The sequence below is a fragment of the Pseudomonas sp. GM18 genome, from assembly GCF_000282195.1.
Classification (GTDB): Bacteria; Pseudomonadota; Gammaproteobacteria; order Pseudomonadales; family Pseudomonadaceae; genus Aquipseudomonas.
In genome coordinates this window covers 1-26,194 of the sequence record NZ_AKJT01000090.1, presented here as the reverse complement: position 1 = coordinate 26,194, position 26,194 = coordinate 1, and the positions used below count along the sequence as shown (strand labels likewise).

23 protein-coding genes are annotated in these 26,194 nt (G+C 61.1%); 16 read left to right on the top strand and 7 right to left on the bottom strand.

What is annotated here, in order from left to right; all coding sequences use genetic code 11:
• Positions 1–58: 58 nt before the first annotated feature.
• Together PMI21_RS06105 and pdxR are read right to left on the bottom strand one after the other, a co-directional pair.
• Positions 59–352: a putative quinol monooxygenase gene (locus PMI21_RS06105; RefSeq protein WP_007940672.1), complete on the bottom strand. Its 294-nt coding sequence runs from the start codon at positions 350–352 to the stop codon at positions 59–61.
• Positions 353–475: 123 nt separating this feature from the next.
• Positions 476–1,909, bottom strand: coding sequence for a MocR-like pyridoxine biosynthesis transcription factor PdxR (pdxR, locus tag PMI21_RS06110; RefSeq protein WP_007940671.1), 1,434 nt, complete (start codon positions 1,907–1,909; stop codon positions 476–478).
• A 206-nt stretch (positions 1,910–2,115) separates the two neighbouring features.
• Here pdxR and PMI21_RS06115 point away from each other — a divergent pair, with 206 nt between their 5' ends.
• The 3 genes from PMI21_RS06115 (at position 2,116) to PMI21_RS06125 (ending at position 4,264) form a co-directional block, all read left to right on the top strand.
• Positions 2,116–2,556 carry a carboxymuconolactone decarboxylase family protein gene (locus PMI21_RS06115; protein ID WP_007940670.1) on the top strand — a complete coding sequence of 147 codons (441 nt, stop codon included), beginning with the start codon at positions 2,116–2,118 and terminating at the stop codon, positions 2,554–2,556.
• 97 nt (positions 2,557–2,653) lie between these two features.
• Positions 2,654–3,631 carry a LysR family transcriptional regulator gene (locus PMI21_RS06120; RefSeq protein WP_007940669.1) on the top strand — a complete coding sequence of 326 codons (978 nt, stop codon included), beginning with the start codon at positions 2,654–2,656 and terminating at the stop codon, positions 3,629–3,631.
• Between the two features lie 114 nt (positions 3,632–3,745).
• Entirely contained in the window at positions 3,746–4,264 is a 519-nt protein-coding gene (locus PMI21_RS06125) for a GNAT family N-acetyltransferase (protein WP_007940668.1), read from the top strand.
• Position 4,265: 1 nt separating this feature from the next.
• On the opposite strand, the gene PMI21_RS06130 is transcribed toward PMI21_RS06125, so the two are convergent.
• Positions 4,266–4,958 (bottom strand): aspartate/glutamate racemase family protein, encoded by a 693-nt coding sequence (locus PMI21_RS06130; protein WP_007940667.1) that lies wholly within the window; start codon positions 4,956–4,958, stop codon positions 4,266–4,268.
• Between the two features lie 77 nt (positions 4,959–5,035).
• Between PMI21_RS06130 and PMI21_RS06135 the strand changes: the two genes are divergently transcribed.
• A complete protein-coding gene (locus PMI21_RS06135) occupies positions 5,036–5,812 on the top strand; it encodes a helix-turn-helix domain-containing protein (protein ID WP_007940666.1) in 777 nt (258 codons plus the stop codon).
• A 70-nt stretch (positions 5,813–5,882) separates the two neighbouring features.
• On the top strand, positions 5,883–6,377 hold the full coding sequence (locus PMI21_RS06140) for a hypothetical protein (RefSeq protein ID WP_007940665.1): 495 nt from the start codon (positions 5,883–5,885) through the stop codon (positions 6,375–6,377).
• Between the two features lie 126 nt (positions 6,378–6,503).
• Here PMI21_RS06140 and PMI21_RS06145 read toward each other — a convergent pair whose 3' ends face one another.
• A complete protein-coding gene (locus PMI21_RS06145; protein ID WP_007940664.1) occupies positions 6,504–6,725 on the bottom strand; it encodes a hypothetical protein in 222 nt (73 codons plus the stop codon).
• 15 nt (positions 6,726–6,740) lie between these two features.
• Positions 6,741–8,168: a cytochrome-c oxidase, cbb3-type subunit I gene (gene ccoN / locus PMI21_RS06150; protein ID WP_033064175.1), complete on the bottom strand. Its 1,428-nt coding sequence runs from the start codon at positions 8,166–8,168 to the stop codon at positions 6,741–6,743.
• A gap of 264 nt (positions 8,169–8,432) precedes the next feature.
• Between ccoN and PMI21_RS06155 the strand changes: the two genes are divergently transcribed.
• The 4 genes from PMI21_RS06155 to PMI21_RS06170 all read left to right on the top strand — a co-directional run bounded on the left by PMI21_RS06155 (position 8,433) and on the right by PMI21_RS06170 (position 12,459).
• The gene (locus tag PMI21_RS06155) at positions 8,433–10,106 is read left to right on the top strand and encodes a nitrite/sulfite reductase (protein ID WP_007940662.1); all 1,674 of its coding nucleotides are present in this window, start codon (positions 8,433–8,435) and stop codon (positions 10,104–10,106) included.
• Positions 10,103–10,597 carry a DUF934 domain-containing protein gene (locus tag PMI21_RS06160; RefSeq protein WP_007940661.1) on the top strand — a complete coding sequence of 165 codons (495 nt, stop codon included), beginning with the start codon at positions 10,103–10,105 and terminating at the stop codon, positions 10,595–10,597. Before PMI21_RS06155 ends, PMI21_RS06160 begins: the two co-directional genes overlap by 4 nt.
• An 86-nt stretch (positions 10,598–10,683) precedes the next feature.
• Complete coding sequence (locus PMI21_RS06165; protein WP_007940660.1) at positions 10,684–11,652, top strand: hypothetical protein; 969 nt, start codon at positions 10,684–10,686, stop codon at positions 11,650–11,652.
• A gap of 135 nt (positions 11,653–11,787) precedes the next feature.
• Positions 11,788–12,459: a DUF3313 domain-containing protein gene (locus tag PMI21_RS06170; protein WP_007940659.1), complete on the top strand. Its 672-nt coding sequence runs from the start codon at positions 11,788–11,790 to the stop codon at positions 12,457–12,459.
• 46 nt (positions 12,460–12,505) lie between these two features.
• Here the strand turns inward: PMI21_RS06170 and PMI21_RS29745 are convergent, their stop codons facing one another.
• Complete coding sequence (locus PMI21_RS29745) at positions 12,506–12,655, bottom strand: hypothetical protein (protein ID WP_177318304.1); 150 nt, start codon at positions 12,653–12,655, stop codon at positions 12,506–12,508.
• A gap of 142 nt (positions 12,656–12,797) precedes the next feature.
• Entirely contained in the window at positions 12,798–13,223 is a 426-nt protein-coding gene (locus PMI21_RS06175; RefSeq protein ID WP_007940658.1) for a YciI family protein, read from the bottom strand.
• A gap of 184 nt (positions 13,224–13,407) precedes the next feature.
• Here PMI21_RS06175 and PMI21_RS06180 point away from each other — a divergent pair, with 184 nt between their 5' ends.
• From PMI21_RS06180 to PMI21_RS06210, 7 genes are all read left to right on the top strand, one after another.
• Positions 13,408–13,851, top strand: coding sequence for a hypothetical protein (locus tag PMI21_RS06180; RefSeq protein ID WP_007940657.1), 444 nt, complete (start codon positions 13,408–13,410; stop codon positions 13,849–13,851).
• 182 nt (positions 13,852–14,033) lie between these two features.
• Complete coding sequence (gene tpx, locus PMI21_RS06185) at positions 14,034–14,534, top strand: thiol peroxidase (RefSeq protein WP_007940656.1); 501 nt, start codon at positions 14,034–14,036, stop codon at positions 14,532–14,534.
• Between the two features lie 179 nt (positions 14,535–14,713).
• Entirely contained in the window at positions 14,714–16,030 is a 1,317-nt protein-coding gene (locus tag PMI21_RS06190) for an MdtA/MuxA family multidrug efflux RND transporter periplasmic adaptor subunit (RefSeq protein WP_007940655.1), read from the top strand.
• Entirely contained in the window at positions 16,027–19,131 is a 3,105-nt protein-coding gene (locus PMI21_RS06195) for an MdtB/MuxB family multidrug efflux RND transporter permease subunit (protein WP_007940654.1), read from the top strand. The genes PMI21_RS06190 and PMI21_RS06195 overlap by 4 nt, the downstream gene beginning before the upstream one ends.
• On the top strand, positions 19,128–22,235 hold the full coding sequence (locus PMI21_RS06200) for an efflux RND transporter permease subunit (protein WP_007940653.1): 3,108 nt from the start codon (positions 19,128–19,130) through the stop codon (positions 22,233–22,235). Before PMI21_RS06195 ends, PMI21_RS06200 begins: the two co-directional genes overlap by 4 nt.
• Positions 22,232–23,713 (top strand): efflux transporter outer membrane subunit, encoded by a 1,482-nt coding sequence (locus PMI21_RS06205; RefSeq protein WP_007940652.1) that lies wholly within the window; start codon positions 22,232–22,234, stop codon positions 23,711–23,713. The genes PMI21_RS06200 and PMI21_RS06205 overlap by 4 nt, the downstream gene beginning before the upstream one ends.
• Positions 23,714–23,972: 259 nt before the next feature.
• On the top strand, positions 23,973–26,108 hold the full coding sequence (locus tag PMI21_RS06210) for a putative bifunctional diguanylate cyclase/phosphodiesterase (protein ID WP_007940650.1): 2,136 nt from the start codon (positions 23,973–23,975) through the stop codon (positions 26,106–26,108).
• Positions 26,109–26,194 lie beyond the last annotated feature (86 nt).

Here is a 26,194-nt window from a genome sequence, read left to right as displayed (position 1 = left end):
CGAACGCAGCCTCGCAGGCTCGGCAGCTGCTACAAGGCTGCGATCTTTTGATCTTGTTTTAGACGATCGGAAAGCTGTTGAAGTCGACGGCATTGGCCAGGCGGCTGTCGATCAGGCCGATAAAGCCTTGCACTTCGGGGCAGTTGAAATGCGCTTGCATGGCCGCTTCTGATTGCCAGTGGGCGCTGACTGTCCAGCGGGTGTCGTCCTCGGGGCAGCGGTCGACCATATAGGAATCACAGCCCGGCAGTTCGCGCAGGGTGTCGACGATCTTTTGCAGTTGCTTGCCCAGTTCGTCCGAGCAGCCGGGGGCGGCTTGCACTTTTACGGTGTTGAACACTTGGTTGGACATTACTCACACTCCTGAATCAGGCCGGACGAATCCTGCTCATTGAGGGATAACGCCCATTCAGGATAGGCCTGCCCCCCTGGGCCGCCAATAGCCAATCACCGGATAAAACCGCAGACCAATCCCTCAGCCAACCTGCTGCAAAATGTCCCGCAAACGGTCCAGGGCGATGTCGATGTCCAGGGTTTCGATCGCCCCGAATCCCAGGAAAAGCCCGGCCCGTGGCGCTTGCTGATAAAAAAAGCTGTCCAGGGCATAGAGCCCCACTTCGACTTTTTTCGCGAGTTCGATCACCAATGGAATATCGACCGGCACCTTGCACAGCACCGCCATATGAAACCCGGCCGTGGTCGGCACTGCCTCGAACCACGACGAAAGGTCGCCCGCCATGCGCGCCAGGATCCGCTCCCGGCGCCCGGCGTAGATCGTATGGCAGCGCCGGATGTGCTTGAGCAGACAACCTTCGGCGATGAACTTGGCCAGCGCCCATTGGGGCAGGGTGGAGGTGTGCATATCGGTGAGCTGCTTGGCGCGGATCACGGCTTCGAGAATCGCTGGCGGCAAAATCGCGTAGCCGAGCCGCAGCTCCGGCAACAGGGTTTTCGAGAAGGTGCCGACGTAGGCAACGATGCCGCGTTGATCCAGGCTTTGCAGCGAGTCGGTGGGTCGGCCTTCATAGCGGAACTCGCTGTCGTAATCGTCCTCAATGATGATCGCCCCCAGTTCGTGGGCCCGCTCCAGCAGCGCTACCCGACGCTCGTGGCTCATGGGCATGCCCAAGGGGAACTGGTGTGACGGCGTGACATAAATCAGCCGCGTGCCGTCGGGAATGTGCTCGACCTGGATGCCTTGTGCATCGACCGGCACGCCGACCACTGTTGCGCCATGAGTCCCGAACAACAGGCGCGCCGGTGGGTAACCGGGGTCCTCCATGGCCACGAGGCTGCCCGGTTGGGTCAACACCCGGGAAATCAGGTCCAGCGCTTGCTGCGCGCCGTTGCACACCACCACGTCTTCGTCCTGACAATTGACCCCGCGGGAAAATGCGATGTGCCGGGCAATCGCATTGCGCAGGGCCGGCAGGCCTTCGGGCAAGCTGTAGAAGCCTTTGGAACTGGCAATCTGACGCAGGGCGTGGGAGGTGCAGCGGCGCCAGTCGTCCTGCGGGAACTGGCCTTTGCCGGTGGCGCCACCGATGAAGTCGTAACGCAGCGAGCCTTCCAGCGTAGGGTGGCGCAAGAATGTCGGCAAGTTTCGCCAGCTTTCGATGACATCAAAACTGGCCAATTGCGAATGGCTCTGTTTGTGGACGATTTTCGCCGGTCGGGCATTGACGTACGTGCCTTTGCCGATCACCCCGGTGAGGAAGTTCTCATAGGTCAGTTGCGCGTACGTGTCGGAAATGGTCTTGCGCGAAATCCCCAGTTGTTCGGCGAGCAAGCGGCTGGGCGGCAGCTGCGTCCCGGCTGCCAGGCGGCCGGATTCGATGGCGCTGCGCAGTTGCCGGTACAACTGGCCTGTCAGGTCCTTGCGGCCGTTGATGACGACATGAAGTTCCATACCGGCGGGGCTCCTGCGGCGGTTGAGGCGACTGTGCGTCGCGCCAGATTACCCGCATGAACGGCTGCGCAGAAGTTGCGTGGGCGAAAAACCTGCGATTGGCCTGCTGCCGGGCGGTCCATGGCTTTTCCGCGAAATTGGCTCTGTAACACCCGTGAATCAGCGCCTACTGTGGAGGCCCCGATCCCGCTCCACGAGGCCCGACCATGAACGCCCGTCTGGATTACTACAGCGCCTCGCCCAAAGCGATGAAAGCCATGATCGCCATGGAGGCTTTGACCAGCAACCTGAGCATCGAATCAGCCTTGTTGAACCTGATCAAAATCCGCGCCTCGCAGCTCAATGGCTGCGCCTTCTGCACCGACATGCACTCGGTGGACGCGCGCCGTTTCGGCGAGAGCGATCGGCGGCTGTATGCGATCGTGGTCTGGCGCGACAGCGGCTTTTTCACCCCTCGGGAGCGGGCCGCCCTGGCCTGGACCGAAGCGGTGACCCTGCTCGCGCAAAGCCATGTGCCCGATGACGTTTATGCAGAGGCCCGGGAGCAGTTCAGTGAAGGCGAACTGGTCGACCTGACAATGGCTGTCAGTACCATCAATAGCTGGAATCGTCTGGCGGTGAGTTTTCGGCAAACGCCCAGTGATTGATTAATGGTTTGATGCGGTTTTTGTCCGATTGTCACATCAGTTTCATGAATGATCAGGAGGATGAAACGCTCAAGGACAGATCGACAGGGAGTCATCAATGTCATTCATGGAATCCGCCGGGCGTCAGGGCGTGGCTGAGTACCGTTCGCCTGTAGAACACAGCAACTACTTACACTCACGGATAGCCGGAATCGATCCGGTGTTGCTGCAGTCTTTCAGGGTCAGCGCCCGCTGTGGCTGTTTCATGCAAGCGGCCCGCAGCCTCAACATCAAGTCGACCCAGTTGCGTAAACAATTGGCGCAACTTGAAGCGCAACTGCAGTGTTCGCTGTTCAGCCATTCAGGCAATGGGTTTGCCCTCAGTCGCGACGGGTTGCAGCTTCAGGCGCAGTTGATGGCCTTGGCCCGTGAACGCGACTTGCCGGTAATCGAACAGCCGTTGATTCGCCTGGCGGTGGCCGAGTCGATCCTGCACGACATTCTCGGCCGCGACCTGGTCTCGCTGCTGCGACGCAACGCCAGTGTGCGCCTGGACATCATCTCCCTCGACAGCGAACTGTCTCTGCGGGCGATCAGCGCCGATGTGGTGGTGTGGCTGGCGGGCACCGATTCGCCATCGCCCGGCCCCAGTTTCGCCATCAGCGAGCCCCGGCGTCTGGCACGGCTGGACTATCTGCCGCACATCGCCAAACGCTATTCACGGGTCGCGGCCCGCCCGGACAGCCTGGGCGACCTGGCCGATTTCATGCTGGTGCAATGGCAGCACGACCGCCAGGTCGGCGCCTTCGGGCCGTGGAACAGTCTGGTGGAGCAGCGTCTGGCGGGGGTGGTGCAGTTGCATTCCTATGAGCTGATGCTGGAGATGATCCGCTGCAGCGCCTGCATTGGTTTGCTGCCGCACTACATGAGCCAATTCGATAGGGGGCTGGTGGCGTTGCCGGGGCTCTTCAGCCAACCAATGGAGCGCCAGGTGTGGATGGCGGTCAATGCCGACTCCCGGAATGAGACTGCGGTGCAGGCGATCGTCGAACTGATCCACAACACTTTCAATGAGCGGCGGGAGTGGTTCGAGTAGATCGACCACCCTCTGGCAAGGACACTTTTGTGTCGAGGGGGCAAGCCCCCTCGCCACAAAGGTTTGCACCGTTATAGAGTAAGCCGCCATGTACGCATCAAGGACGAAACATTCATGCCCGCCGACTCCGTCATTACCCTCGAACGCTTCAACGAATCTCACATCGAGGGCATTACCGCCCTCTATAACGACCCGGCCGTGGCCCGTCAGGTGCTGCAAATGCCGTTTCAGTCCACCGAGGTCTGGCGCAAACGCCTGGCGCCGGATAACGAGCGGGTGGTGCAACTGGTGGCGCTGCATCAAGGGACGGTCATCGGCAACATTGGCCTGGAGCAGTTTTCGCGAATCCGCCGCAGCCATGCCGGCAACCTCGGCATGGGCGTCGCGCTGGCGTGGCAGGGCAAGGGTGTCGGTTCGAAACTGCTGGCGGCGGCGCTCGATGTCGCCGACAACTGGATGAACCTGCAACGGGTCGAACTCTCGGTGTACGCCGACAACGAAGCGGCCATCGGCCTGTACCAGAAATTCGGCTTCGAGACCGAAGGCCTGTTTCGCGACTATGCCGTGCGTGACGGTCGCTTGGTCGATACCCTGAGCATGGCGCGCCTGCGTCGCACGCTCAAGGCCGATTGAGTCAGTCGCCCAACGCAAACGCCACCGCCGCCCGCGCATGCAGTTCGGTGGTGTCGAGCAAGGGCAGGGCGCTGTGCTCTGGTTTGATCAGCAGGCCGATTTCGGTGCAGCCGAGGATGATCGCCTGGGCGCCGCGTTCGGTCAGCGACTCGATCACCCGTTGATAGACCTGGCGCGACGCCTCGCTGATCACCCCGACGCACAACTCGTCATAGATGATCCGGTGCACGGCCTGACGTTCCTCGGCCTCGGGCACCAACACCGTCAGGCCCTTGGCCGTCAGACGTTCCTTGAGAAACTCCTGCTCCATGGTAAACGCGGTACCGAGCAAACCCACCCGCACCGCACCGGCGTCCAGTGCCGCCTGACCGGCGGGGTCGGCAATGTGCAGGAACGGAATGTCGATCGCCGCCTGAATCTGCCCGGCCACCTTGTGCATGGTGTTGGTACACAGCACCACGCAGTCGGCACCACCCGCTTCCAGACGCCGGGCCGCATCCACCAGAATCGCCGCCGCATCGTCCCAGCGCCCGGCATGCTGGGCCTGTTCGACAGGGCCGAAGTCGACGCTGTACATTAGCAATTTCGCCGAACGCAATGGCCCGAGGCGGTCGCGTACCTGTTGGTTGATGAGGCGGTAATACTCGGCGCTGGACTCCCAGCTCATGCCGCCGATAAGGCCGATGGTGCGCATGTCGTGCTCCTGTGAATGGCAAACCCTTGCAAGAGAGTGCCAGTGGATCCTTGTTCTGATCTATCAGGAAATTTCACATGCCCAATGTGCTGAGCCAGCGTCTGCCGGGCGGCAAGGTCTGCCTGCAACTTTTGCCCCGTGCGGCGTACAGCGCGCGGGATCCGGCACAGTCGCAAACCCTCGGGGTGACGCTGGAACGTCAGCAAGGCGTGCATGCGATCGATTCTGACCGACGGACGGATTTCGATACCTGGCCGGGTGTTTTGGCGTACACGCCGGTCGGCGTGGAGGTGTTTTCCGAATCGGCCACCGGTGGCGAGTATCTGCTGATGCGGCTGGATGAGCCGTTCGCCAGCGAACTGTTACCTGCCGCCGCTCACCGTATGCAATCTTGCGGCAATCGGCGTGCACTGGCCCTGGCCGGAGATATACGGCGTCAGTTGCTCGCCACGCAACCCGACCTGCTGGCGCTTGAGCAATGTGCCGTGGCGCTGGTCGGTGTAGCGAGTTCGATAACCGAGACAACGCAGCGTGCCACGCCCAAGGCGTTCGCCCGAGTCATGGAACAGCTCGCCGAGCAGTTCCAGCAACCCCTGACGCTGGAACAATTGGCTGCCACCTATGGGCACAACGAACTGCGCTTTCTGCGCGATTTCACCCGGGCTATCGGCCTGACGCCCCACGCTTACCTCATGGAAGTGCGGCTTCAGGCCGCACGCAGGCTGATCGAGCGCACGGCGCTACCCTTGGCCAGCATCGCAGTGGATGTCGGCTTCGCCCATCAGTCCCACATGGGCAGTGCCTTTCGCAAATACCTGGCCATGACCCCCAGCCAGTACCGCTCGCGCTTTTAGTCGTACGCAGGCGGCGCGCATCTGCCATGCTCAAAGTCCGCAGCACCGCTTCAACCAAAGGAACACCGCAATGGACGACGTACAGCAACTGGGCGAGATGCTTCGCCACTACGCAGAAAGCGAAGCGCACAAGAAGCAACTGTTTGAGGCGCAATCGGCCGTGTGGGCGACGCGCATTGGTGAGTTGTTCGATCAGATCCAGCAGTGGCTGGCACCGGTGCTGGCGCCAAACCTGTTGGAGGTGAGCCGCGAAGGGTATGTCGCGTCCGGGCCGAGCGTGCCGGTGGAGACGTCGACGTTCAATACCGAGAAACTGAGCATTGTTATTGTCGGCAAACCGGTGGAGTTTGTGCCGGACGTGATGGGCGTTGGTGGGCAGATTTCCCTTGCCGTGATGGGATTGACCGCGGCGCGTTATGGCAGCATTTCGCTGGTGTGCCTGCCGCCTTCCAGCGACTGGCAATGGCGCAAGACCAACGGCTTGAAAGACCCGGACACCTTTGCCTTCGATGCGGATTTCCTCGCCCAGCAGCTGCAGAGCCTGATTCCCCGCGAGCGGAGCTAATCGACACTTAACTCAATGATGATCGTTCCCATGCTCCGCGTGGGAATGCAGCCCGGGACGCTCTGCGTCCCATTGGAACGCGGAGCGTCCCTTGAGGCGTTCCCACGCAGAGCGTGGGAACGATCATCAAACCTCGAGGTTACCCCAGCCCGGCTTCGCCTCTTCCGGCGCCACCGCCTTCACGGTCTTGCCGGTAGCCAACTCCACCCGCCGCGCTACCTCGGGATCATCGGCAAACGGAATCAGGCTGGCATCGTCCAGGCTCTCGGTTGTCTGGTGTTTCAGGCAGTACTCGATCGCCAGCCAAAGCCCCAGCACACCGAATAGATTCAACGCCATTTCGATCATGTCAGGCTCCTTGCCTCAGGCAAACTGCGCTTCAAGTTCGGCCATCTTCACATCCGCAACCCGCACCGTACGCCACACGTTATAAGCCATCAGCAACATGCCGCTGAGGAAGAACACCCCCCCGACAAACCGCACGATGAAGCCCGGATGACTGGCCTGCAACGCCTCGACGAACGAGTAGGTCAACGTGCCGTCGTCGTTGATCGCGCGCCACATCAGGCCCTGAGTAATGCCGTTGACCCACATCGAGGCGATGTACAGCACCGTGCCGATGGTCGCGAGCCAGAAGTGCAGGTTGATCAGCGGCACGCTGTGCATTTGCACGCGGCCGAAGACTTTCGGGACCATGTGGTAGATGGCGCCGAAGGTGATCATCGCCACCCAGCCGAGGGCGCCGGCGTGAACGTGGCCGATGGTCCAGTCGGTGTAGTGGGACAGGGCGTTGACCGTCTTGATCGCCATCATCGGTCCTTCGAAGGTCGACATGCCGTAGAAGGCCAGGGACAGCACGAGGAAGCGTAGGATCGGGTCGGTGCGCAACTTATGCCAGGCGCCCGAGAGCGTCATCATGCCGTTGATCATTCCGCCCCAGCTCGGCGCCAGCAGAATCAGCGACATCGCCATGCCCAGCGACTGCGCCCAGTCCGGCAGTGCGGTGTAGTGCAAGTGGTGCGGGCCGGCCCAGATGTACAGGGTGATCAGCGCCCAGAAATGCACGATCGACAAACGATAGGAGTACACCGGCCGCCCCACCTGTTTCGGCACGAAGTAATACATCATCCCGAGGAACCCGGTGGTCAGGAAAAAGCCCACCGCGTTGTGCCCGTACCACCACTGCACCATCGCGTCGGTAGCCCCGGAATACACCGGATATGACTTGAACCAGTCCACCGGAATCGACAGGTGATTGACCACATGCAACATGGCGATCACCACGATGAACGCGCCGAAGAACCAGTTGCCGACGTAGATATGTTTGGTCTTGCGGCGCACCACGGTGGTGAAGAACACGATGGCATAGGCGAGCCAGACCACCGTCATCCACACCGCGCCGGAGAATTCGATCTCGGCGTATTCCTTGGTGGTGGTGTAGCCCAGCGGCAGGCTGATCAGCATCACCACAATCACCGATTGCCAGCCCCAGAAGGTGAATGCGGCGAGTTTGTCCGAGAACAGCCGCACCTGGCAGGTACGCTGCACGGCGTAGTAACTGGCGGCGAATTGCGCGCTGCCGGCAAAGCCGAAAATCACCAGGCTGGTGTGCAGGGGGCGCAAGCGGCCGAAGGTGGTCCACGGCAGGTCGAGGTTCATCTCGGGCCATACCAGTTGCGAGGCGATCCATACCCCCATCGCCATCCCGACGACACCCCATACCACGGTTGCCACGACGAATTGGCGGACGACCTTGTAGTTATAGGCCTGTCCGATTGTTGCTGTGCTCATGGTCAGTTCTTCCACGGTTGCAAAGTCTTGCCAGGCCACCCGGTCTGGCATGCCATGAACTGTAGAAACCCTGCCGGAAACAAAACAGACTCAGGAATCTTTCATTTGTGCGGATCAGATACGGGGCACGCCTGCGGCCATCAGCCGCGTCCTGATACGGTTTTTTAGTGTTTAGGTGAATCTGTAACGTGCTGCGCCGCAGGTTCATAGTCGCTACCTCGAGAGCGAGCCGCAGAGCCCGATCAATCCTGATGAGGTAGCCACATGTATCAATACGATGACTATGACCGGGCCCTGGTGTTCGAGCGTGTTGCGCAGTTTCGCGATCAGGTCGAGCGGTTCATGGCCGGCGAATTGAGCGAAGAAGAGTTCCTGCCCTTGCGTTTGCAGAACGGCCTGTACATGCAAAAACACGCCTACATGCTGCGCGTGGCGATTCCTTACGGCACCCTCGGCGCACAGCAAATGCGCACCCTGGCGAGCATTGCGCGGGACTACGATCGTGGTTACGGCCACTTCACCACCCGGCAGAACATGCAGTTCAACTGGATCGAACTGGCTCAGGTGCCAGACATCCTCGAGCGCCTGGCCGAGGTGGAAATGCATGCGATCCAGACCTCCGGCAACTGCGTACGCAACATCACCACCGAAGCCTTCGCCGGCGTCGCGGCGGATGAGCTGATGGACCCGCGTCCGCTGGCGGAGATCCTGCGGCAATGGTCGACCATCAACCCGGAATTCCTGTTCCTGCCGCGCAAGTTCAAGATCGCCATTTGCTCGGCCAGGCAGGACCGCGCGGCGATCATGATGCATGACATCGGCCTTTATCTTTATCGCGATGACGACGGGCAAATGCTGTTGCGGGTGATCGTTGGCGGCGGCTTGGGGCGCACGCCGATCCTCGGTTTGCAGATTCGCGAAGGGTTGCCGTGGCAGCATTTGCTGTCCTACGTCGAGGCAGTGCTGCGGGTCTACAACCGTCACGGGCGGCGCGATAACAAGTACAAGGCGCGGATCAAGATTCTGGTCAAGGCTCTGGGGATCGAAGCCTTCGCCAAGGAAGTAGAGGAGGAGTGGCAGCACCTCAAGGACGGTCCGGCGCAGTTGACCGACATCGAGTATGAGCGTGTCGCCAGTGCCTTTGTGCCACCCGATTACCGCCCACTGGCCGGTACCGACCTGGATTTCGGCACACGCCTGGCCGAGCACCCGGCGTTTGCCCGTTGGGTGGCGCGCAACGTGCAGCCGCACAAGGTGCCGGGTTACGCCAGTGTGGTGCTGTCGACCAAACCGGGCATTGCCTCGCCGCCGGGGGATGTCACGGCCGCGCAAATGGACGCGGTGGCGCAGTGGTCCGAGCAGTTCGGTTTTGGCGAAATCCGCATCGCCCATGAACAGAACATCGTCCTGCCGGACGTGCCCAAGGCCGATCTTTACGCGCTGTGGTGCCTGGCCTGCGAGCAAGGCCTGGGGAGTGCGAACATTGGCTTGCTGACCGACATCATCGCTTGCCCCGGCGGCGACTTCTGCGCCCTGGCCAACGCCAAGTCGATCCCCATCGCGCAAGCGATTCAGGCGCGCTTCGAGGATCTGGATTACCTGCATGACCTGGGCGACATCAGCCTGAACATCTCCGGCTGCATGAACGCCTGCGGCCACCACCACATCGGCAACATCGGCATTCTTGGCGTCGACAAGAACGGCAGCGAGTGGTACCAGATCACCCTCGGCGGCGCCCAGGGCAAGGACAGCGCGTTGGGCAAGGTCATCGGCCCGTCCTTCAGCGCCGCCGAAGTGCCCGATGTGATTGAACGGATCATCGGCACGTTCGTGCGCTACCGCGAGAGCGAAGAACTGTTCGTCGATACCCTGGCGCGCATCGGTCTGGAGCCGTTCAAGGAGCGTGTCTACCCGAAAGTGCTGGAGGTGTCGGTATGAACAATCTGCTGCGTTTGCGAGAGGGTGGCGCCGAGTGGGTGCGCGACGACCCATGGCAGTTGATTCGTGAAACGGCCGGTGAACTGCCGGCCGGGCCGCTGATACTGCCGTTATCCCGGTGGCTGACCCTTAACGCCGACACCACGACCGCAGCCGAAGGTGTCTGGCTCGGTCCTGACGACGAAGTGACAAACCTGACGCCGTGGTTTCCCGACCTGCCGCTGATTGCCCTGGACTTCCCGAGCTTTCGCGACGGACGCGCCTACAGCCAGGCCTATCTGTTGCGCACGCGACTCGGTTGGCAAGGCGAACTGCGCGCGATTGGCGATGTGCTGCGCGATCAACTCAGCCACATGCGCCAATGTGGCTTCGACAGCTTTGCCGTGCGCGAAGACAAGTCTGCCGAAGATGCGCTCAAGGGATTGGCGGGGATGAGTGTGTTGTATGGGCGTTCGGTGATCGAGCCTCGGCCGTTGTTTCGGCGGCGGTAGGGCGTCGAGATCTTTTGCTTGGGCCACTGATAGCATTTTGATAGAGTCCGCGTCTCATAAGGAGTCGGTGAAGAAAGGAGTCTGGTTTGGGCGCGGGCAAGAAGATTTTAGGGTTGATGGCGCTGTTGCTGATGGCGGCCCTGTGGGGCAGTTACTTTTATGTGTTCAAAGAGAACCGTAACGGCCAGCTCGGGGATGCATTCGACAGTTACGCCTGGTGTGGCACGCCGCCCGCCAGCGATAACAGCGGGCAGGGCAAGGATCAACTGTCGCTGCGTATCACCAACAACGTTCACGGCGAGTTCATGCTCTCGGGTACGGTGATCGTTTCCGAGCGAACTTTTGATCGCTACGACCTGGGCCGCAACGAACTGCGGCTGCGCATGGAGCCGCTGCAGTGGTCTTACGGCGTTGCGCCGATTTTCATGGAACAGGTCAAGATCAAACCCCTGAGCCGCAACCTGTCTTCGGTCAACAAAAGTGCCTACGCCGAACTTGAGTCCCGGCCCATCGACGTCCAGGGGCGGGCAACGGATTTTCCGTTCGACACCTATCGCTACGGCTACAAACCGGTGCTGTATTACCTCAAGGGGAACGAGCGCATCGACCTGCGCTTCAAAAACGTCACCACCAGCATGCAGATGTCGAACACCTTTACGCCGATCCAGAAGTACAACCGCGTCGAGTACATCAACGAGAAAAATTCGCTGATCAGCGAGCAAGACTACAAGCCCTATGGCGCCAACGAATGCGCATTCAGCGTCGAGCGCAAGGGCTCGTTCAAGGTGATTGTGTTGCTGCTGTTGTTGGTGATGTGCCTGCCGCTGCTGCACGTGTTCTATCGCGACGAGCCGGGCATCGACTTTCTCGCAACGCTGGTCAGTATTGGGGCGATCCGGGTGTTTCTGGTGGGGCCGTTGAACGACTTCCAGCTGTACACCATCGACTTCCTGTTCGGCGCGGTGATTATTTTGGTGGGCACGGTGTCGTTGATCAAGGCGATGCGGGCCAATAGTCGGCGGGTGTTGGCTGCGAAAAGCGGGTCTTCGTGGTGATTGCCGTGACCGTTGCGAACCAGCCCGTGGCGAGAGATGAAAATTGTGATTTTCGATACAAAAACGCCGGGCATTAGCTATACCTGTAACTCTCGTAGGCAATACCGTTGCCGTCCTTCTGACAGGAGTTAAAGCATGAAGCTTGCGTTAATGATGAGCACACTGTGCATCGCCTCGATCGGGGTGGTGGGTTGCGCCAGCAAAGTCGTCGAGCCAGATCAGTACTCCGGCTTTCTCAAGGACTACAGTCAGCTCAAGGAAGCCAAGTCGCCATCGGGCGCCGTGGTGATGCGCTGGGTCGATCCCAAGCTCAACGTCAACAAATACACCAGTGCCTACATCGAGCCGACTCAGCTTTATCCCAAACCGCAACCGACAGTAAAGATCCCTCAGACCACGCTGAACGGCATCACCAGCTACTACGATCAGGCGCTCAAGCGCGAACTGGGTAAATCCCTGCCACTGGCCAGCGGCCCCGGCCCAGGCGTTATCGTGGTGCGTGCGGCGATCACCGCCGTCAGCAGCAAGACCGAAAGCCTCAAACCGTATGAAGTGATCCCGATCGCCCTGGTGGCGGCGGCCGTCACCACCGCCAGCGGCGCTCGCGATCAGCAAACCGATCTGGCTACCGAAGCGGTGTTTCTCGATGGCGGCACCAACAAAGTCATCGCCCAAGTGGTGCGCAAGGGCACCGGCAAACCGTTGGAAAACGAAGCCCAGGTGATGAAGGCCGATGACGTGAAAAACGTGATCGATGGCTGGGCTTCGGACATGAATCAGTCGTTTGTAAAGTTCAAGTCCAAGTAACGCGGGTTTATTGTTCGCGCAAGATCGTTCCCAGGTGTGGGAACGATCAATCTCTTTGGCTATCCCCCGGGATATCGGCCGGTGTGACGGTGAGCGCAATCGGTGCCGCATGACTTTGCATTGTCTGGGCACCGACACCACAACTTGCGAAAAGCGCCATCAGGCTGAATCCCGCAACGCGAAGCAAACCATTCATAGACGTTTCCTCATTTTCCGAAGATGACATTCAGTCCGACCTGCATAAAGGCTTTTTTACTCTAGCAGGTGGTTGTCGCGTCAACCGTCCAATCATGCTGCTCCTACGGTGTGCCGGGTGTTTCAGGGATGTCAGGTGTGCTTCATTGCTTCTTCGCCTGCGCGCGCACTCGCTCTTCCTGATCACGCAGCTCCGGTGTGAACTCGGCACCGAAATCTTCGGCCTCGAACACCTGGCGAATCTCGATCTCGGCCTCTGTACCCGGCATCGGGTTGGGGCAACGCTTGACCCACTCGATCGCTTCCTCTTTCGACTTCACCTGCCACAGCCAGTAGCCGGCGATCAGTTCCTTGGTTTCAATAAACGGACCGTCGATCACCGTGCGCTTGTCACCCGAGAAACGCACGCGCGCGCCTTTGCTGCTGGGCTGCAGGCCATCGCAATCGATGAGGATGCCGGCCTTGGCCAGTTCCTCGTTGTAGTTGCCCATCGCGGTCATCAGTTCTTCGCTGGGCATCACGCCGGCCTCGGAATCGGGGCTGGCCTTTACAATGATCATGAATCGCATGGTTTTGTCTCCGTTGTAATGTGAGTTAATCACTGTCTAGTCGAATGGCCAGGCGCAAAATCGACAACGCGGCTAAAGAAATATCGCACAAACCTTCTGACACCCCGTATCCCGCGGGGGGATAGGTCGGATTTTAGTGTAGTGGTAGTCTGCGAATTCTCTGGCCATTGGAATGCCACTGTTTATGCCCGTACTGGAACTCACCACGTTGATCCCCAACCGCACGCCCGGGCAAGTCCTGGATTTCTGTCTGGAAGGCGTGAATTTCCCGAAGATTTTCCCGGAACGGGTCACACCGTTGGGTGATATCGACCTGAACAACCTGCGCATCGAAGCCGGCCGCCAGTTCCGGTTTCGACACTGGATGTTCAACGTCATCCCGTCGAACTGGACGGTGGTGATCCGGGAGGTTGGCGACACGCATTTCATCGATGAAATGCTCAAGGGGCCGCTGCGTGCCTTTCGTCATGAACATCGGGTGGGGGTGGGTGAGGGCGGTACGCTGTACACCGACCGCGTGACCTACGCGGCGATTGGCGGTGCTTTGACTGAAGGGCTGCTGGTGAATGCTTACATGCGGCGGATTTTCGCGGCGCGGCACCGCAATATGTTGCGGTTGCTCGGATAGTGCGAGCAGGTATGCGGTCCCACAGGGTTGTGCAGTGTTTGTAAGTTTTGTTGGAGCGCTTGTATCCAGTTTGCGCGACGACCTATCACAATTTGTATCTGGGCATAGGTCCTCAGCCCATTTCGTGGTTAACTTCGGCCTCGTCAAAATTCTCTACATCAACGTTCAGAAGGACTCCGTTCATGGCTCAAGTCACTCTCAAAGGCAACCCGGTTCAAGTCAACGGCCAATTGCCACAAGCCGGTTCCAAGGCGCCAGCCTTTTCCCTGGTTGCCGGCAATCTGTCCGACGTGACCCTGGCGAGCTTCGCCGGCAAGCGCAAAGTGTTGAACATCTTCCCAAGCATCGACACCCCGACCTGTGCCACCTCCGTGCGCAAGTTCAACGCCCAGGCCAATGACGTGGCCAACACCGTGGTGCTGTGCATCTCCGCTGACCTGCCGTTCGCTCAAGCCCGCTTCTGCGGCGCCGAAGGCCTGGAAAACGTGCAGAACCTGTCGACCCTGCGCGGTGCCGAGTTCATCGAGAACTACGGCGTGGCGATTGCCGATGGTCCACTCAAAGGCCTGACCGCCCGTGCCGTCGTGGTTCTGGACGAAAATGACAACGTCCTGCACAGCGAACTGGTCAAGGAAATCGCTGAAGAACCGAACTACGAAGCAGCGCTCGCCGTCCTGAAATAAGCAAACTATTACAATTGTTAACGGCCTGGCTCTGTCCAGGCCGTTTTCATTTGTGCTTCAGTGTCTTAGCTAAGACTCCTGTTCTGTAAGCCAAAGGTAAATTGCCGGTAAAGGCGCTTTGCTTAATACCCGCCAGTGCTTATCGTTCAGCCTCCCGTAGAAAAAAGCGCACGCGCCCAATGGTTGATCATTCCATGCAATCCTCCGCTTCCCGCAATCCTCGTCGCTGGCTGTTCGGCCTGCTTGTCCTGTTGGTCATCGCCGGCCTGTGCTGGAAATTCTGGCCCGCAGGCAGCAGCCCGAAGGAGGGTGCAGGGCAGAAAGCCGTTGCCGGGCATACAGGTCGGTCGGGGAGTATGCGTCCGGGATTCGGCGGGGCGACGGGGCCGGTTCCGGTGCGCGTGGCGCCGGTGGTCAAAGGCGATTTTCCGCTGTATTACAAGGCGCTGGGCACGGTCACGGCGCTGAACACCATCAATGTGCGCAGCCGCGTCGGTGGCGAACTGGTCAAGGTCTATTTCGAAGAAGGGCAAATGGTCAAGGCGGGTGACCTGCTGGCCGAGATCGACCCGCGTCCTTACCAGAACGCCTTGCTCCAGGCCGAAGGCACCTTGCTGCAGAATCAGGCGCAACTGAAAAACGCCCAGGTCGACGTCGAGCGCTATCGCGGCCTGTACCGCGAAGACAGTATCGCCAAGCAAACCCTGGACACCGCCGAAGCACTGGTCGGCCAGTATCAGGGCACGGTCAAGACCAATCAGGCGGCAGTCAACGACGCCAGGCTCAATCTGGAATTCACCAAGATCCGCGCTCCGATCGCCGGGCGCGTGGGCCTGCGGCAGCTGGACGTCGGCAACCTCGTGGCGGCCAACGACACCACGGCGCTGGTGATCATCACCCAGACCCAACCGATCAGCGTGGCCTTTACCTTGCCGGAAAACAGCCTGGATACCGTGCTGGCCCGCTATCGCACCGGCGCCAAACTGCCCGCCGAAGCCTGGGACCGTGGCGACACTAAATTGCAGGCCACCGGCGTGCTGCAGAGCCTCGATAACCAGATCGACGTCACCACCGGCACCCTGAAATTCAAGGCTCGCTACGAGAACCGCGATCAAGCGTTGTTCCCGAATCAGTTCGTCAACGTCCACCTGCTGGCCGACACCCTCAAAGACGTGGTGCTGGCGCCCTCGGCGGCGATTCAGTTCGGTACCAACGGCACGTTCGTCTATGCCCTGGACGGCGACAAGAAGGTCGCGATCCGTCAGTTGAAAGTCGGCGCCAGTGACGGGGAAAACACCGTGATTACCGAAGGCCTGGCCGTTGGTGATCGGGTGGTGCTGGAAGGCACCGACCGCCTGAAGGACGGCAGCGAAGTGGAAGTGGTCAACGACAGCAAGGATGTACCGACCACCCCGACCGAACACCTGCAAGGCAAGTCAGCTGTCACTGCGCCTGACGCGATGGCTACCGACAAGGCGAAAAAGGGCGGCGCATGAACATCTCGCGGCTGTTCATCCTTCGCCCGGTCGCCACGACCCTGAGCATGTTGGCCATTATTCTGGCCGGCGTGATCGCTTATCGGCTGCTGCCGGTGTCGGCATTGCCCCAGGTCGATTACCCGACCATCCGCGTCATGACGCTCTATCCCGGCGCCAGCCCGGATGTCATGACCAGCGCCGTGACCGCGCCGCTGGAGCGTCAGTTCGGCCAGATGCCCGGCCTGACCCAGATGGCTTCGACCAGTTCCGGCGGCGCTTCGGTGCTGACCCTGCGGTTCAGCCTCGACATCAACATGGATGTCGCCGAGCAGCAGGTGCAGGCGGCGATCAACGCCGCGACCAATTTGCTGCCCAAGGATTTGCCGGCGCCGCCGGTGTACAACAAGGTCAACCCGGCGGATACCCCGGTGCTGACCCTGGCCATCACCTCCAAAACCATGCTGTTGCCCAAGCTCAATGATTTGGTCGACACTCGTATGGCGCAGAAAATTGCCCAGATCAGCGGCGTCGGCATGGTCACTATTGCCGGCGGTCAGCGTCAGGCGGTGCGGATCAAGGTCAACCCCGAGGCCCTGGCGGCCAACGGCCTGAACCTGTCGGACGTGCGCACCTTGATCGGTGCCTCCAACGTCAACCAGCCCAAGGGCAACTTCGATGGCCCGACCCGGGTGTCGATGCTCGACGCCAACGACCAGCTGACGTCGCCCAAGGACTACGCCAACCTGATCCTCGCCTACAGCAATGGTGCGCCGTTGCGGCTCAAGGACGTGGCACAAATCGTCGATGGCGCCGAGAACGAACGCCTGGCGGCATGGGCCAATGAAAACCAGGCTGTGCTGCTGAACATTCAGCGTCAACCCGGGGCCAACGTCATCGAGGTGGTCGACCGGATCAAGGCATTGCTGCCGAGCATCACCGACAACCTGCCGGCCGGTCTCGACGTCACGGTGCTCACCGACCGCACCCAGACCATCCGCGCCTCGGTCACCGACGTGCAACACGAACTGCTGATCGCCATCGCGCTGGTGGTGATGGTCACGTTCCTGTTCCTGCGGCGGGCCAGCGCCACGATCATTCCGTCGGTGGCGGTGCCGCTGTCGTTGATCGGCACCTTCGGCGTGATGTACCTCGCCGGGTTTTCGGTCAACAACCTGACCCTGATGGCGCTGACCATCGCCACCGGTTTCGTGGTGGACGATGCGATCGTGATGCTGGAGAACATTTCCCGCTTCATCGAAGAGGGCGACAGCCCGCTGCAAGCGGCGCTCAAGGGTGCCAAGCAGATCGGCTTTACCCTGATTTCGCTGACGCTGTCGTTGATCGCGGTGCTGATTCCGTTGCTGTTCATGGCCGACGTGGTGGGGCGTTTATTCCGCGAGTTCGCGATCACGTTGGCGGTGGCGATCCTGATTTCCCTGGTGGTGTCCCTGACCTTGACGCCGATGATGTGCGCGCGGCTGCTCAAGCGTGAACCCAAGGAAAAAGATCAGGGCTGGTTCTACCGTTCCAGCGGTGAAGCCATTGACTGGATGATCGCCGCCTACGGACGCAAGTTGCAGTGGGTGCTCAAGCATCAGCCACTGACCTTGCTGGTGGCCATCGGCACCTTGGCATTGACCGTATTCCTGTACATGGTGGTGCCCAAGGGCTTCTTCCCGGTGCAGGACACCGGGGTGATCCAGGGGATTTCCGAGGCGCCGCAGTCAATTTCCTTTGCGGCGATGAGCGAGCGCCAGCAGGAACTGGCCAAGGTGATTCTGGCTGACCCTGCGGTCGAGAGCCTGTCGTCCTACATCGGCGTCGACGGTGATAACTCGACGCTCAACAGCGGCCGGTTACTGATCAACCTCAAGTCCCACAGCAACCGCAACCTGAGCGCCACCCAAGTCATTGCCCGCCTGCAACCGGAGCTGGACAAGCTGGTCGGCATTCGCCTGTTCATGCAGCCGGTGCAGGACCTGACCATCGAAGATCGGGTCAGCCGCACGCAGTACCAGTTCAGCATGTCGTCGCCGGATGCCGAGTTGCTCAGCCTGTGGAGCGGGCGTCTGGTCGAAGCCCTGGCCCAACGTCCGGAGCTGACTGATGTCGCCAGCGATTTGCAGGACAAGGGTTTGCAGGTTTATCTGGTGATCGACCGCGATGCGGCGTCGCGGGTCGGCGTATCGGTGTCGAACATCACCGATGCGCTGTATGACGCCTTCGGTCAGCGGCAGATTTCTACCATTTACACCCAGGCCAGCCAGTACCGCGTGGTGCTGCAATCGCAGTCCGGCGAGAAGATCGGCCCCGATGCGCTGAACCAGATTCACGTCAAGACCACCGATGGCGGGCAAGTGCGTTTGTCCAGCCTGGCGCATGTCGAGGAGCGTCAGGCGCAACTGGCGATCACCCACATCGGCCAGTTCCCGGCGGTGATGATGTCGTTCAACCTGGCGCCCGGCGTGGCGTTGGGGCATGCGGTGCAGATCATCGATCAGGTGCAGAAAGACATCGGCATGCCGATCGGCGTGCAGACCCAGTTCCAGGGTGCTGCCGAAGCGTTCCAGGCATCGCTGTCGAGCACCTTGCTGCTGATTCTGGCGGCGGTGGTGACCATGTACATCGTGCTCGGCGTGCTTTACGAGAGCTACATTCACCCGATCACCATCCTCTCGACCTTGCCCTCGGCGGCGGTCGGTGCCTTGCTGGCGCTGCTGTTGAGCGGCAATGACCTGGGGATGATCGCGATCATCGGCATCATCCTGCTGATCGGTATCGTGAAAAAGAACGCGATCATGATGATCGACTTCGCCCTTGAAGCTGAACGCAATCAGGGCATGGACCCGCAGGCTGCGATCTATCAGGCGGCGCTGTTGCGCTTCCGGCCGATTCTGATGACCACCCTGGCGGCATTGTTCGGCGCGGTGCCGCTAATGCTCGCCACCGGTTCAGGCGCGGAGTTACGCCAGCCTTTGGGGCTGGTGATGGTCGGTGGCTTGCTGGTGAGTCAGGTGCTGACGCTGTTTACCACCCCCGTCATCTACTTGTACTTCGACCGCCTCGGGCGGCGCTGGGGCCGTAAGTCCGAGTCCGTGGACCCGGTAGAGCAGCCATGAACCTGTCCGGACCTTTCATCAAGCGCCCGGTCGCGACGATGTTGCTGAGCCTGGCGATCATGCTGCTGGGCGGCGTGAGTTTCGGCCTGTTGCCGGTATCGCCACTGCCGCAGATGGACTTTCCGGTGATCGTGGTTCAGGCCAGTCTTCCCGGCGCGAGCCCGGAGGTGATGGCCTCAACCGTGGCCACGCCGCTGGAGCGTTCCTTCGGCACCATCGCCGGGGTCAACACCATGAGCAGCCGTTCCAGTCAGGGCTCGACCCGGGTGATTCTGCAGTTCGACCTGGACCGCGACATCAACGGCGCGGCGCGGGAAGTGCAGGCGGCGATCAACGCCTCGCGCAACCTGCTGCCCAGCGGCATGCGCAGCATGCCGACCTACAAGAAGGTCAACCCATCGCAAGCGCCGATCATGGTGCTGTCGCTGACCTCCGATGTGCTGGAAAAAGGCCAGCTCTACGATTTGGCCTCGACCATTCTGTCCCAGAGCCTGTCCCAGGTGCAGGGTGTGGGTGAGGTGCAGATCGGCGGCAGTTCGTTGCCGGCGGTGCGCATCGAACTCGAACCCCAGGCGCTCAACCAGTACGGCGTGGCACTGGACGATGTGCGCACCACCATCGCCAACGCCAACGTGCGCCGACCCAAGGGTTCGGTCGAAGACGGCCAGCGGCTGTGGCAGGTCCAGGCCAACGATCAACTGGAAAAAGCCAAGGATTACGAGTCGCTGATCATTCACTACGCAGACGGCGCGGCCCTGCGCCTGAAGGATGTGGCCAAGGTCAGCGACGGCGTCGAGGACCGCTACAACAGCGGGTTCTTCAACGATGACGCGGCAGTCTTGCTGGTAATCAACCGCCAGGCCGGCGCCAACATCATTGAGACGGTCAACGAGATCAAGGCGCAGTTGCCGGCATTGCAGGCGGTGCTGCCGGCCAGCGTCAAGCTCAACCTGGCGATGGACCGTTCGCCGGTGATCAAGGCCACCCTGCACGAAGCGGAAATGACCCTGTTGATCGCCGTGGCGCTGGTGATTCTGGTGGTGTTCCTGTTCCTCGGTAACTTGCGCGCCTCGCTGATTCCGACCCTGGCGGTGCCGGTGTCGCTGGTGGGCACGTTTGCGGTGATGTACCTCTACGGCTTCTCCCTGAACAACCTGTCGCTGATGGCGCTGATTCTGGCTACCGGGCTGGTGGTGGACGATGCCATCGTGGTGCTGGAGAACATTTCCCGGCATATCGACAAAGGCGTGCCGCCGATGAAGGCCGCGTACCTCGGGGCGCAGGAAGTCGGCTTCACGCTGCTGTCGATGAACGTCTCGCTGGTGGCGGTGTTCCTGTCGATCCTGTTCATGGGCGGGATCATCGAAAGCCTGTTCCGCGAGTTTTCCATCACCCTGGCGGCGGCCATCGTGGTGTCGTTGCTGGTGTCGCTGACGCTGACGCCGATGCTCTGCGCGCGCTGGCTCAAGCCACATACGCCAGGGCAGGAAAACCGCCTGCAACGCTGGAGCCAGCGGGCCAACGAGTGGATGGTCGGCAAATACGCCACCAGCCTCGACTGGGTGCTGCGTCACCGTCGGTTGACCTTGCTCAGCCTGATCGTGACGATTGGCGTGAATATCGCGCTATATGTGGTTGTTCCTAAAACCTTTCTTCCCCAGCAAGACACCGGCCAGCTGATCGGTTTCGTGCGCGGCGATAATGGCCTGTCGTTCAGCGTGATGCAGCCGAAGATGGAAACCTTCCGCCGCGCGGTGTTGAAGGACGAGGCGGTGCAAAGCGTCGCCGGGTTCATCGGCGGCAACAACGGCACCAATAACGCGTTCATGCTGGTGCGGCTCAAGCCGATCAAGGAACGCAACCTGTCCGCGCAGAAAGTCATCGAGCGTTTGCGCAAGGAAATGCCCAAGGTGCCCGGTGCGCAATTGATGCTGATGGCCGACCAGGACCTGCAATTCGGCGGCGGTCGCGAGCAGACCACCTCGCAGTATTCCTACATCCTGCAAAGTGGCGATCTCGGCGCGTTACGCGAGTGGTATCCGAAAGTCGTTGCCGCCTTCAAGGCCCTGCCTGAGCTGACGGCGATCGACGCCCGCGAAGGCCGTGGTGCCCAGCAAGTGACGCTGATCGTCGATCGCGATCAGGCCAAGCGGCTGGGCGTGGACATGAACATGGTCACGGCGGTGCTGAACAACGCCTACAGCCAGCGGCAGATTTCGACGATCTACGACAGCCTCAACCAGTATCAGGTGGTGATGGAGGTCAATCCGAAATACGCCCAGGACCCGGTCACCCTGAACCAGGTCAAAGTGATTACCGCCGACGGCGCGCGAATTCCGTTGTCGACCATTGCCCACTATGAAAGCAGCCTGGAAAACGACCGGGTCAGCCACGAAGGCCAGTTCGCTTCGGAAAGCATTGCCTTCGACATGGCCGAAGGCGTGACCGTGGAGCAGGGCTCCGCCGCCATCGAGCGAGCAATTGCCAAGGTCGGCCTGCCGGAAGACGTGATCGCGAAAATGGCCGGCACCGCCGACGCCTTCGCCGCCGCACAGAAGAGCCAGCCGTGGATGATTCTCGGCGCGCTGGTGGCGGTGTATCTGGTGCTGGGCGTGCTGTATGAAAGCTACATTCATCCGCTGACCATTCTGTCGACCTTGCCGTCGGCCGGGGTCGGCGCGTTGCTGTCGATTTATGTGCTGGGCGGTGAGTTCAGCCTGATCTCCTTGCTCGGGCTGTTCCTGCTGATCGGCGTGGTGAAGAAAAACGCCATTCTGATGATCGACCTGGCGCTGCAACTGGAACGGCACCAGGGCCTGGAGCCGCTGGAATCGATCCGCAGCGCCTGCCTGCAACGGCTGCGACCGATTCTGATGACCACCCTGGCGGCGATCCTCGGTGCCTTGCCGTTGCTGCTGAGCCGCGCTGAAGGGGCGGAAATGCGTCAGCCGCTGGGCCTGACCATCATCGGCGGGCTGGTCTTCAGCCAGGTGCTGACCCTTTACACCACCCCGGTGGTTTACCTCTATCTCGACAAACTGCGCCATCGTTTCAACCACTGGCGTGGGGTGCGTACCGATGCTGCTCTGGAAACTCCGCTATGACTGACCGTTCGCTTCTCAATCTGGCTGCACCGTTGATCACGGCCCGGGGCTCGCGTTTGCTGAGCCTGTCGCTGTGCGTGGCGATGCTCAGCGCCTGCGCCATCGGCCCGGATTACCAGCGCCCGCAAGCCGCCACACCGGCGCAGTACAAAGAGGCGGCCGGCTGGCGTCAGGCCAACCCCGGCGATTCGTTGGCGCGCGGTGCCTGGTGGGAGCTGTATGGCGATCAGCAGCTCAACGGCCTGATCGAAAAACTCAACAGCGCCAACCAGACCGTTGCCCAGTCCGAAGCCCAGTACCGCCAGGCCCAAGCCTTGGTGCGCAGTGCCCGGGGGGCGTTTTTCCCGACAGTGGACCTGACCGTCAGCAAGAACCGCTCCAGCCAGGGCACCGGCAGCAGCAGCTCGAGCCTGAGCAGTTCGTCCAGCGGCATCCGTGACACTTACTCGGCGCAGGCCGGGGTCAGTTGGGAGGCGGACATCTGGGGCAAATTACGTCGAGGCCTGGAAGCCGATACGGCCAACGCCCAGGCGAGCTTTGCCGACCTGGCGGCGATGCGCCTGAGCCAGCAATCGGAGCTGGTGCAGAACTACTTGCAACTTCGGGTGATCGACGAACAGAAACGCCTGCTGGAAGCGACAGTCGAGGCCTATCAGCGCTCGCTGAAAATGACCGAAAACCAGTACCGCGCCGGCGTCTCCGGCAAGGACGCGGTGGCCCAGGCCACCACTCAGCTCAAAACCACTCAGGCGGAGAGGGTCGACCTGATCTGGCAGCGCGCGCAGTTCGAGAACGCCATCGCCGTGCTGATCGGCCTGCCGCCGGCCGAATTCAGCCTGGCCGAAACCCAAGACATCCCGGCGTTGCCTCAAGTGCCGCTGAGCCTGCCTTCACAGTTGCTGGAGCGCCGCCCGGACATCGCCTCCGCCGAACGCTCGGTGATGGCCGCCAACGCCAACATCGGCGTGGCCAAAGCGGCCTATTACCCGGACCTGACCCTGAACATGAACGGCGGTTATAGCAGCAGCACCTACGCCAACTGGATCAGCCTGCCGAACCGTTTCTGGTCGGTCGGGCCGCAACTGGCCATGACCCTGTTCGACGGCGGCCAGCGCTCGGCGGAAGTCGACCGCAGCGAAGCGGCCTATGACGAGACTGTCGCCAAGTACCGCCAGACCGTGCTCGATGGCTTTCGCGAGGTAGAAAATTACCTGGTGCAGCTCAAGGTGCTGGAAGACGAGGCCGTCGTGCGCCAGGAAGCTCTGGATGCGGCGCGCGAGTCCCTTCGCTTGACCCGGAACCAGTACAAGGCCGGGTTGATCGCTTATCTGGATGTGGTGGTGGTTCAGGCCACGGCGTTGAACAACGAACGCAACGTGCTGAACTTGTTGCAGAGCCGGCTGATTGCCAGCGTGCAATTGATTGCCGCGCTGGGCGGCGGGTGGGACGGGCAGCTTCAGGTCAGCGACAAGCAATAGCACAAGTTGATTGATCGTTCCCACGCTCCGCGTGGGAATGCCTCACCGGACGCTCCGCGTCCGCTTCTGCATGGGACGCGGAGCGTCCCTGGCCGCATTCCCACGCAGAGCGTGGGAACGATCAATCCGACAAGCTCCCTCGCCACAATCATCTTGATGGCCTTTTGGTTACTTTGTGAGTGCGTTCGTCCGCGGAATCAGTACAATCGCCGGCTTTGCTCCCCGAGAACGGACGCGGGGGGCGGTCATGAGAAACCCCATGCTCATCGGTAGTTATTCCCTTACGCTGGTTTTCATATCGCTGTGTGTGGCGATACTGGCCTCTTATACCGCGCTCGACCTCACCGGCCGCATCGCCACGGCCAAGGGCCGAGCAGTGCATTTATGGACGGTGGGTGGTGCTTTTGCGATGGGCATTGGCGTGTGGTCGATGCATTTCATCGGCATGCTCGCGTTCACATTGCCGATCGACCTGGGCTACGACACCACCCTCACGGCGCTGTCACTGTTGATCGCAGTCCTGTCTTGCGGCTTTGCCCTGTGGCTGGTCAGTCAGCCACGGCTGCCGGCCTGGCAACTGGCGTTCGGCGCGCTGATCATGGGCGCTGGCATCAGCGCCATGCATTACACCGGCATGGCCGCCATGCGCATGCAGCCGGGCATCGATTACGACCCGACCCTGTTTGGCGCGTCGCTGCTGATTGCCGTCGGCGCGTCGGGCGCGGCGTTATGGATCGCTTTCCGCCTGCGCCAGCACACGCCGCATGTTCGCCTGTTCCGTGCGGGTGCTGCAGTCGTCATGGGCATCGCCATTGTCGGCATGCACTACACCGGCATGGCCGCGGCGCGCTTTGCCGACGGCAGTTTCTGTGGCGCGGCGATCAGCGGCTTGAACGGTAAGGGGCTGGACAGCCTGGTGCTGATCACCACCCTGGCGATATTGAGCATCGCCTTGCTGACGTCGATCCTCGATGCCCGCCTGGAGGCTCGCACCGCGGACCTCGCCCACTCGCTGACCGTGGCCAACCGCGAACTCACTCAACTGGCCTTGCACGACACCCTCACCGGTTTGCCCAACCGCATGTTGCTGGCCGACCGTATCGATCAGGCCATGTCGAAAGTGCAGGAGCAGGGCGGCTGCTTTGCGCTGATGTTCATTGATCTGGACGGCTTCAAACCGGTCAACGATGCGTTCGGCCATCACATGGGCGACCAGCTGTTGCGTGAAGTTGCACTGCGCCTGCGCGAAGACCTGCGTAGCCAGGACACCCTGGCGCGGATCGGCGGCGACGAATTCGTGTTGCTGGTGCGCCTGAACGAGCCGAACGATGCGCTGAACCTCGCCGCCCGCCAGGTCGGGCTGATCGCGCGCTCGTTCCGGGTCGCCGAACATGACTTGCAGATTTCCGCCAGCGTCGGCATCGCGCTCTATCCGGGCAACGGTCAGACCGCCGAAGAGTTGCTGATGAACGCTGACGCGGCGATGTACCACGCCAAAGGCGCCGGGAAAAACGGCCATCGCTTCTTCGACGCCTCGATGAACAGCAACGCGCGCAAACAGCTGCAATTGCTCCAGGACCTGCGCAATGCTGTCGATCAGCAGCAGTTCAAACTGTATTACCAGCCCAAATTCGACGCCGGTCATGGCCGACCGGTGGGCGCCGAGGCGTTGCTGCGCTGGGAGCACCCGACCCTGGGCATGCTGCAGCCGGACACGTTCATTGACCTCGCGGAGAAGACCGGGCTGATCATTCCGATTGGCGAGTGGGTGCTCAATGAAGCCTGCCGGCAGATGCGCGAGTGGTACGTGCTCGGTTACACCGACTGGCGCATCGCGGTGAACCTCTCGGCCTTGCAATTCTGCCATGCGGGATTGGTGCAAAGCGTCGCCAAAGCCCTGGCCGCCCATCATCTGCCGGCCAACAGCCTGACCCTGGAAATCACCGAAACCACCGCCATGAGCGACGCCGATGCGAGCATGACGGTGTTGCAGGAACTGTCGGAAATGGGCGTCGACCTGTCGATCGATGACTTTGGTACCGGCTATTCGAGCTTGATGTACCTCAAGCGCCTGCCGGCCAATGAACTGAAGATCGACCGGGGTTTTGTCCGCGATCTGGAGCACGACAGCGACGACGCGGCCATTGTCTCGGCCATCGTCGCCCTCGGCCAGGCACTGGGCTTGCGGATCGTGGCCGAAGGGGTGGAAACCGGTGTCCAGCAGGACTTCCTGACCCAGCTGGGCTGCGACTCGTTGCAGGGTTACCTGCTCGGGCACCCGCTGCCGGCCGATCGCTTCATGGTCGACATTCACCGTGGGGAACAGGCTGAAGACGTTGTACCTGTAGCAGCTGCCGAGCCTGCGAGGCTGCGGTCGGCGGCGAAGCCGTCGTAAACCCTATATGCAAGGTTGTACTGACACACCGCGATAGCTGATTTCACGACGGCTGCGCCGCCGAACGCAGCCTCGCAGGCTCGGCA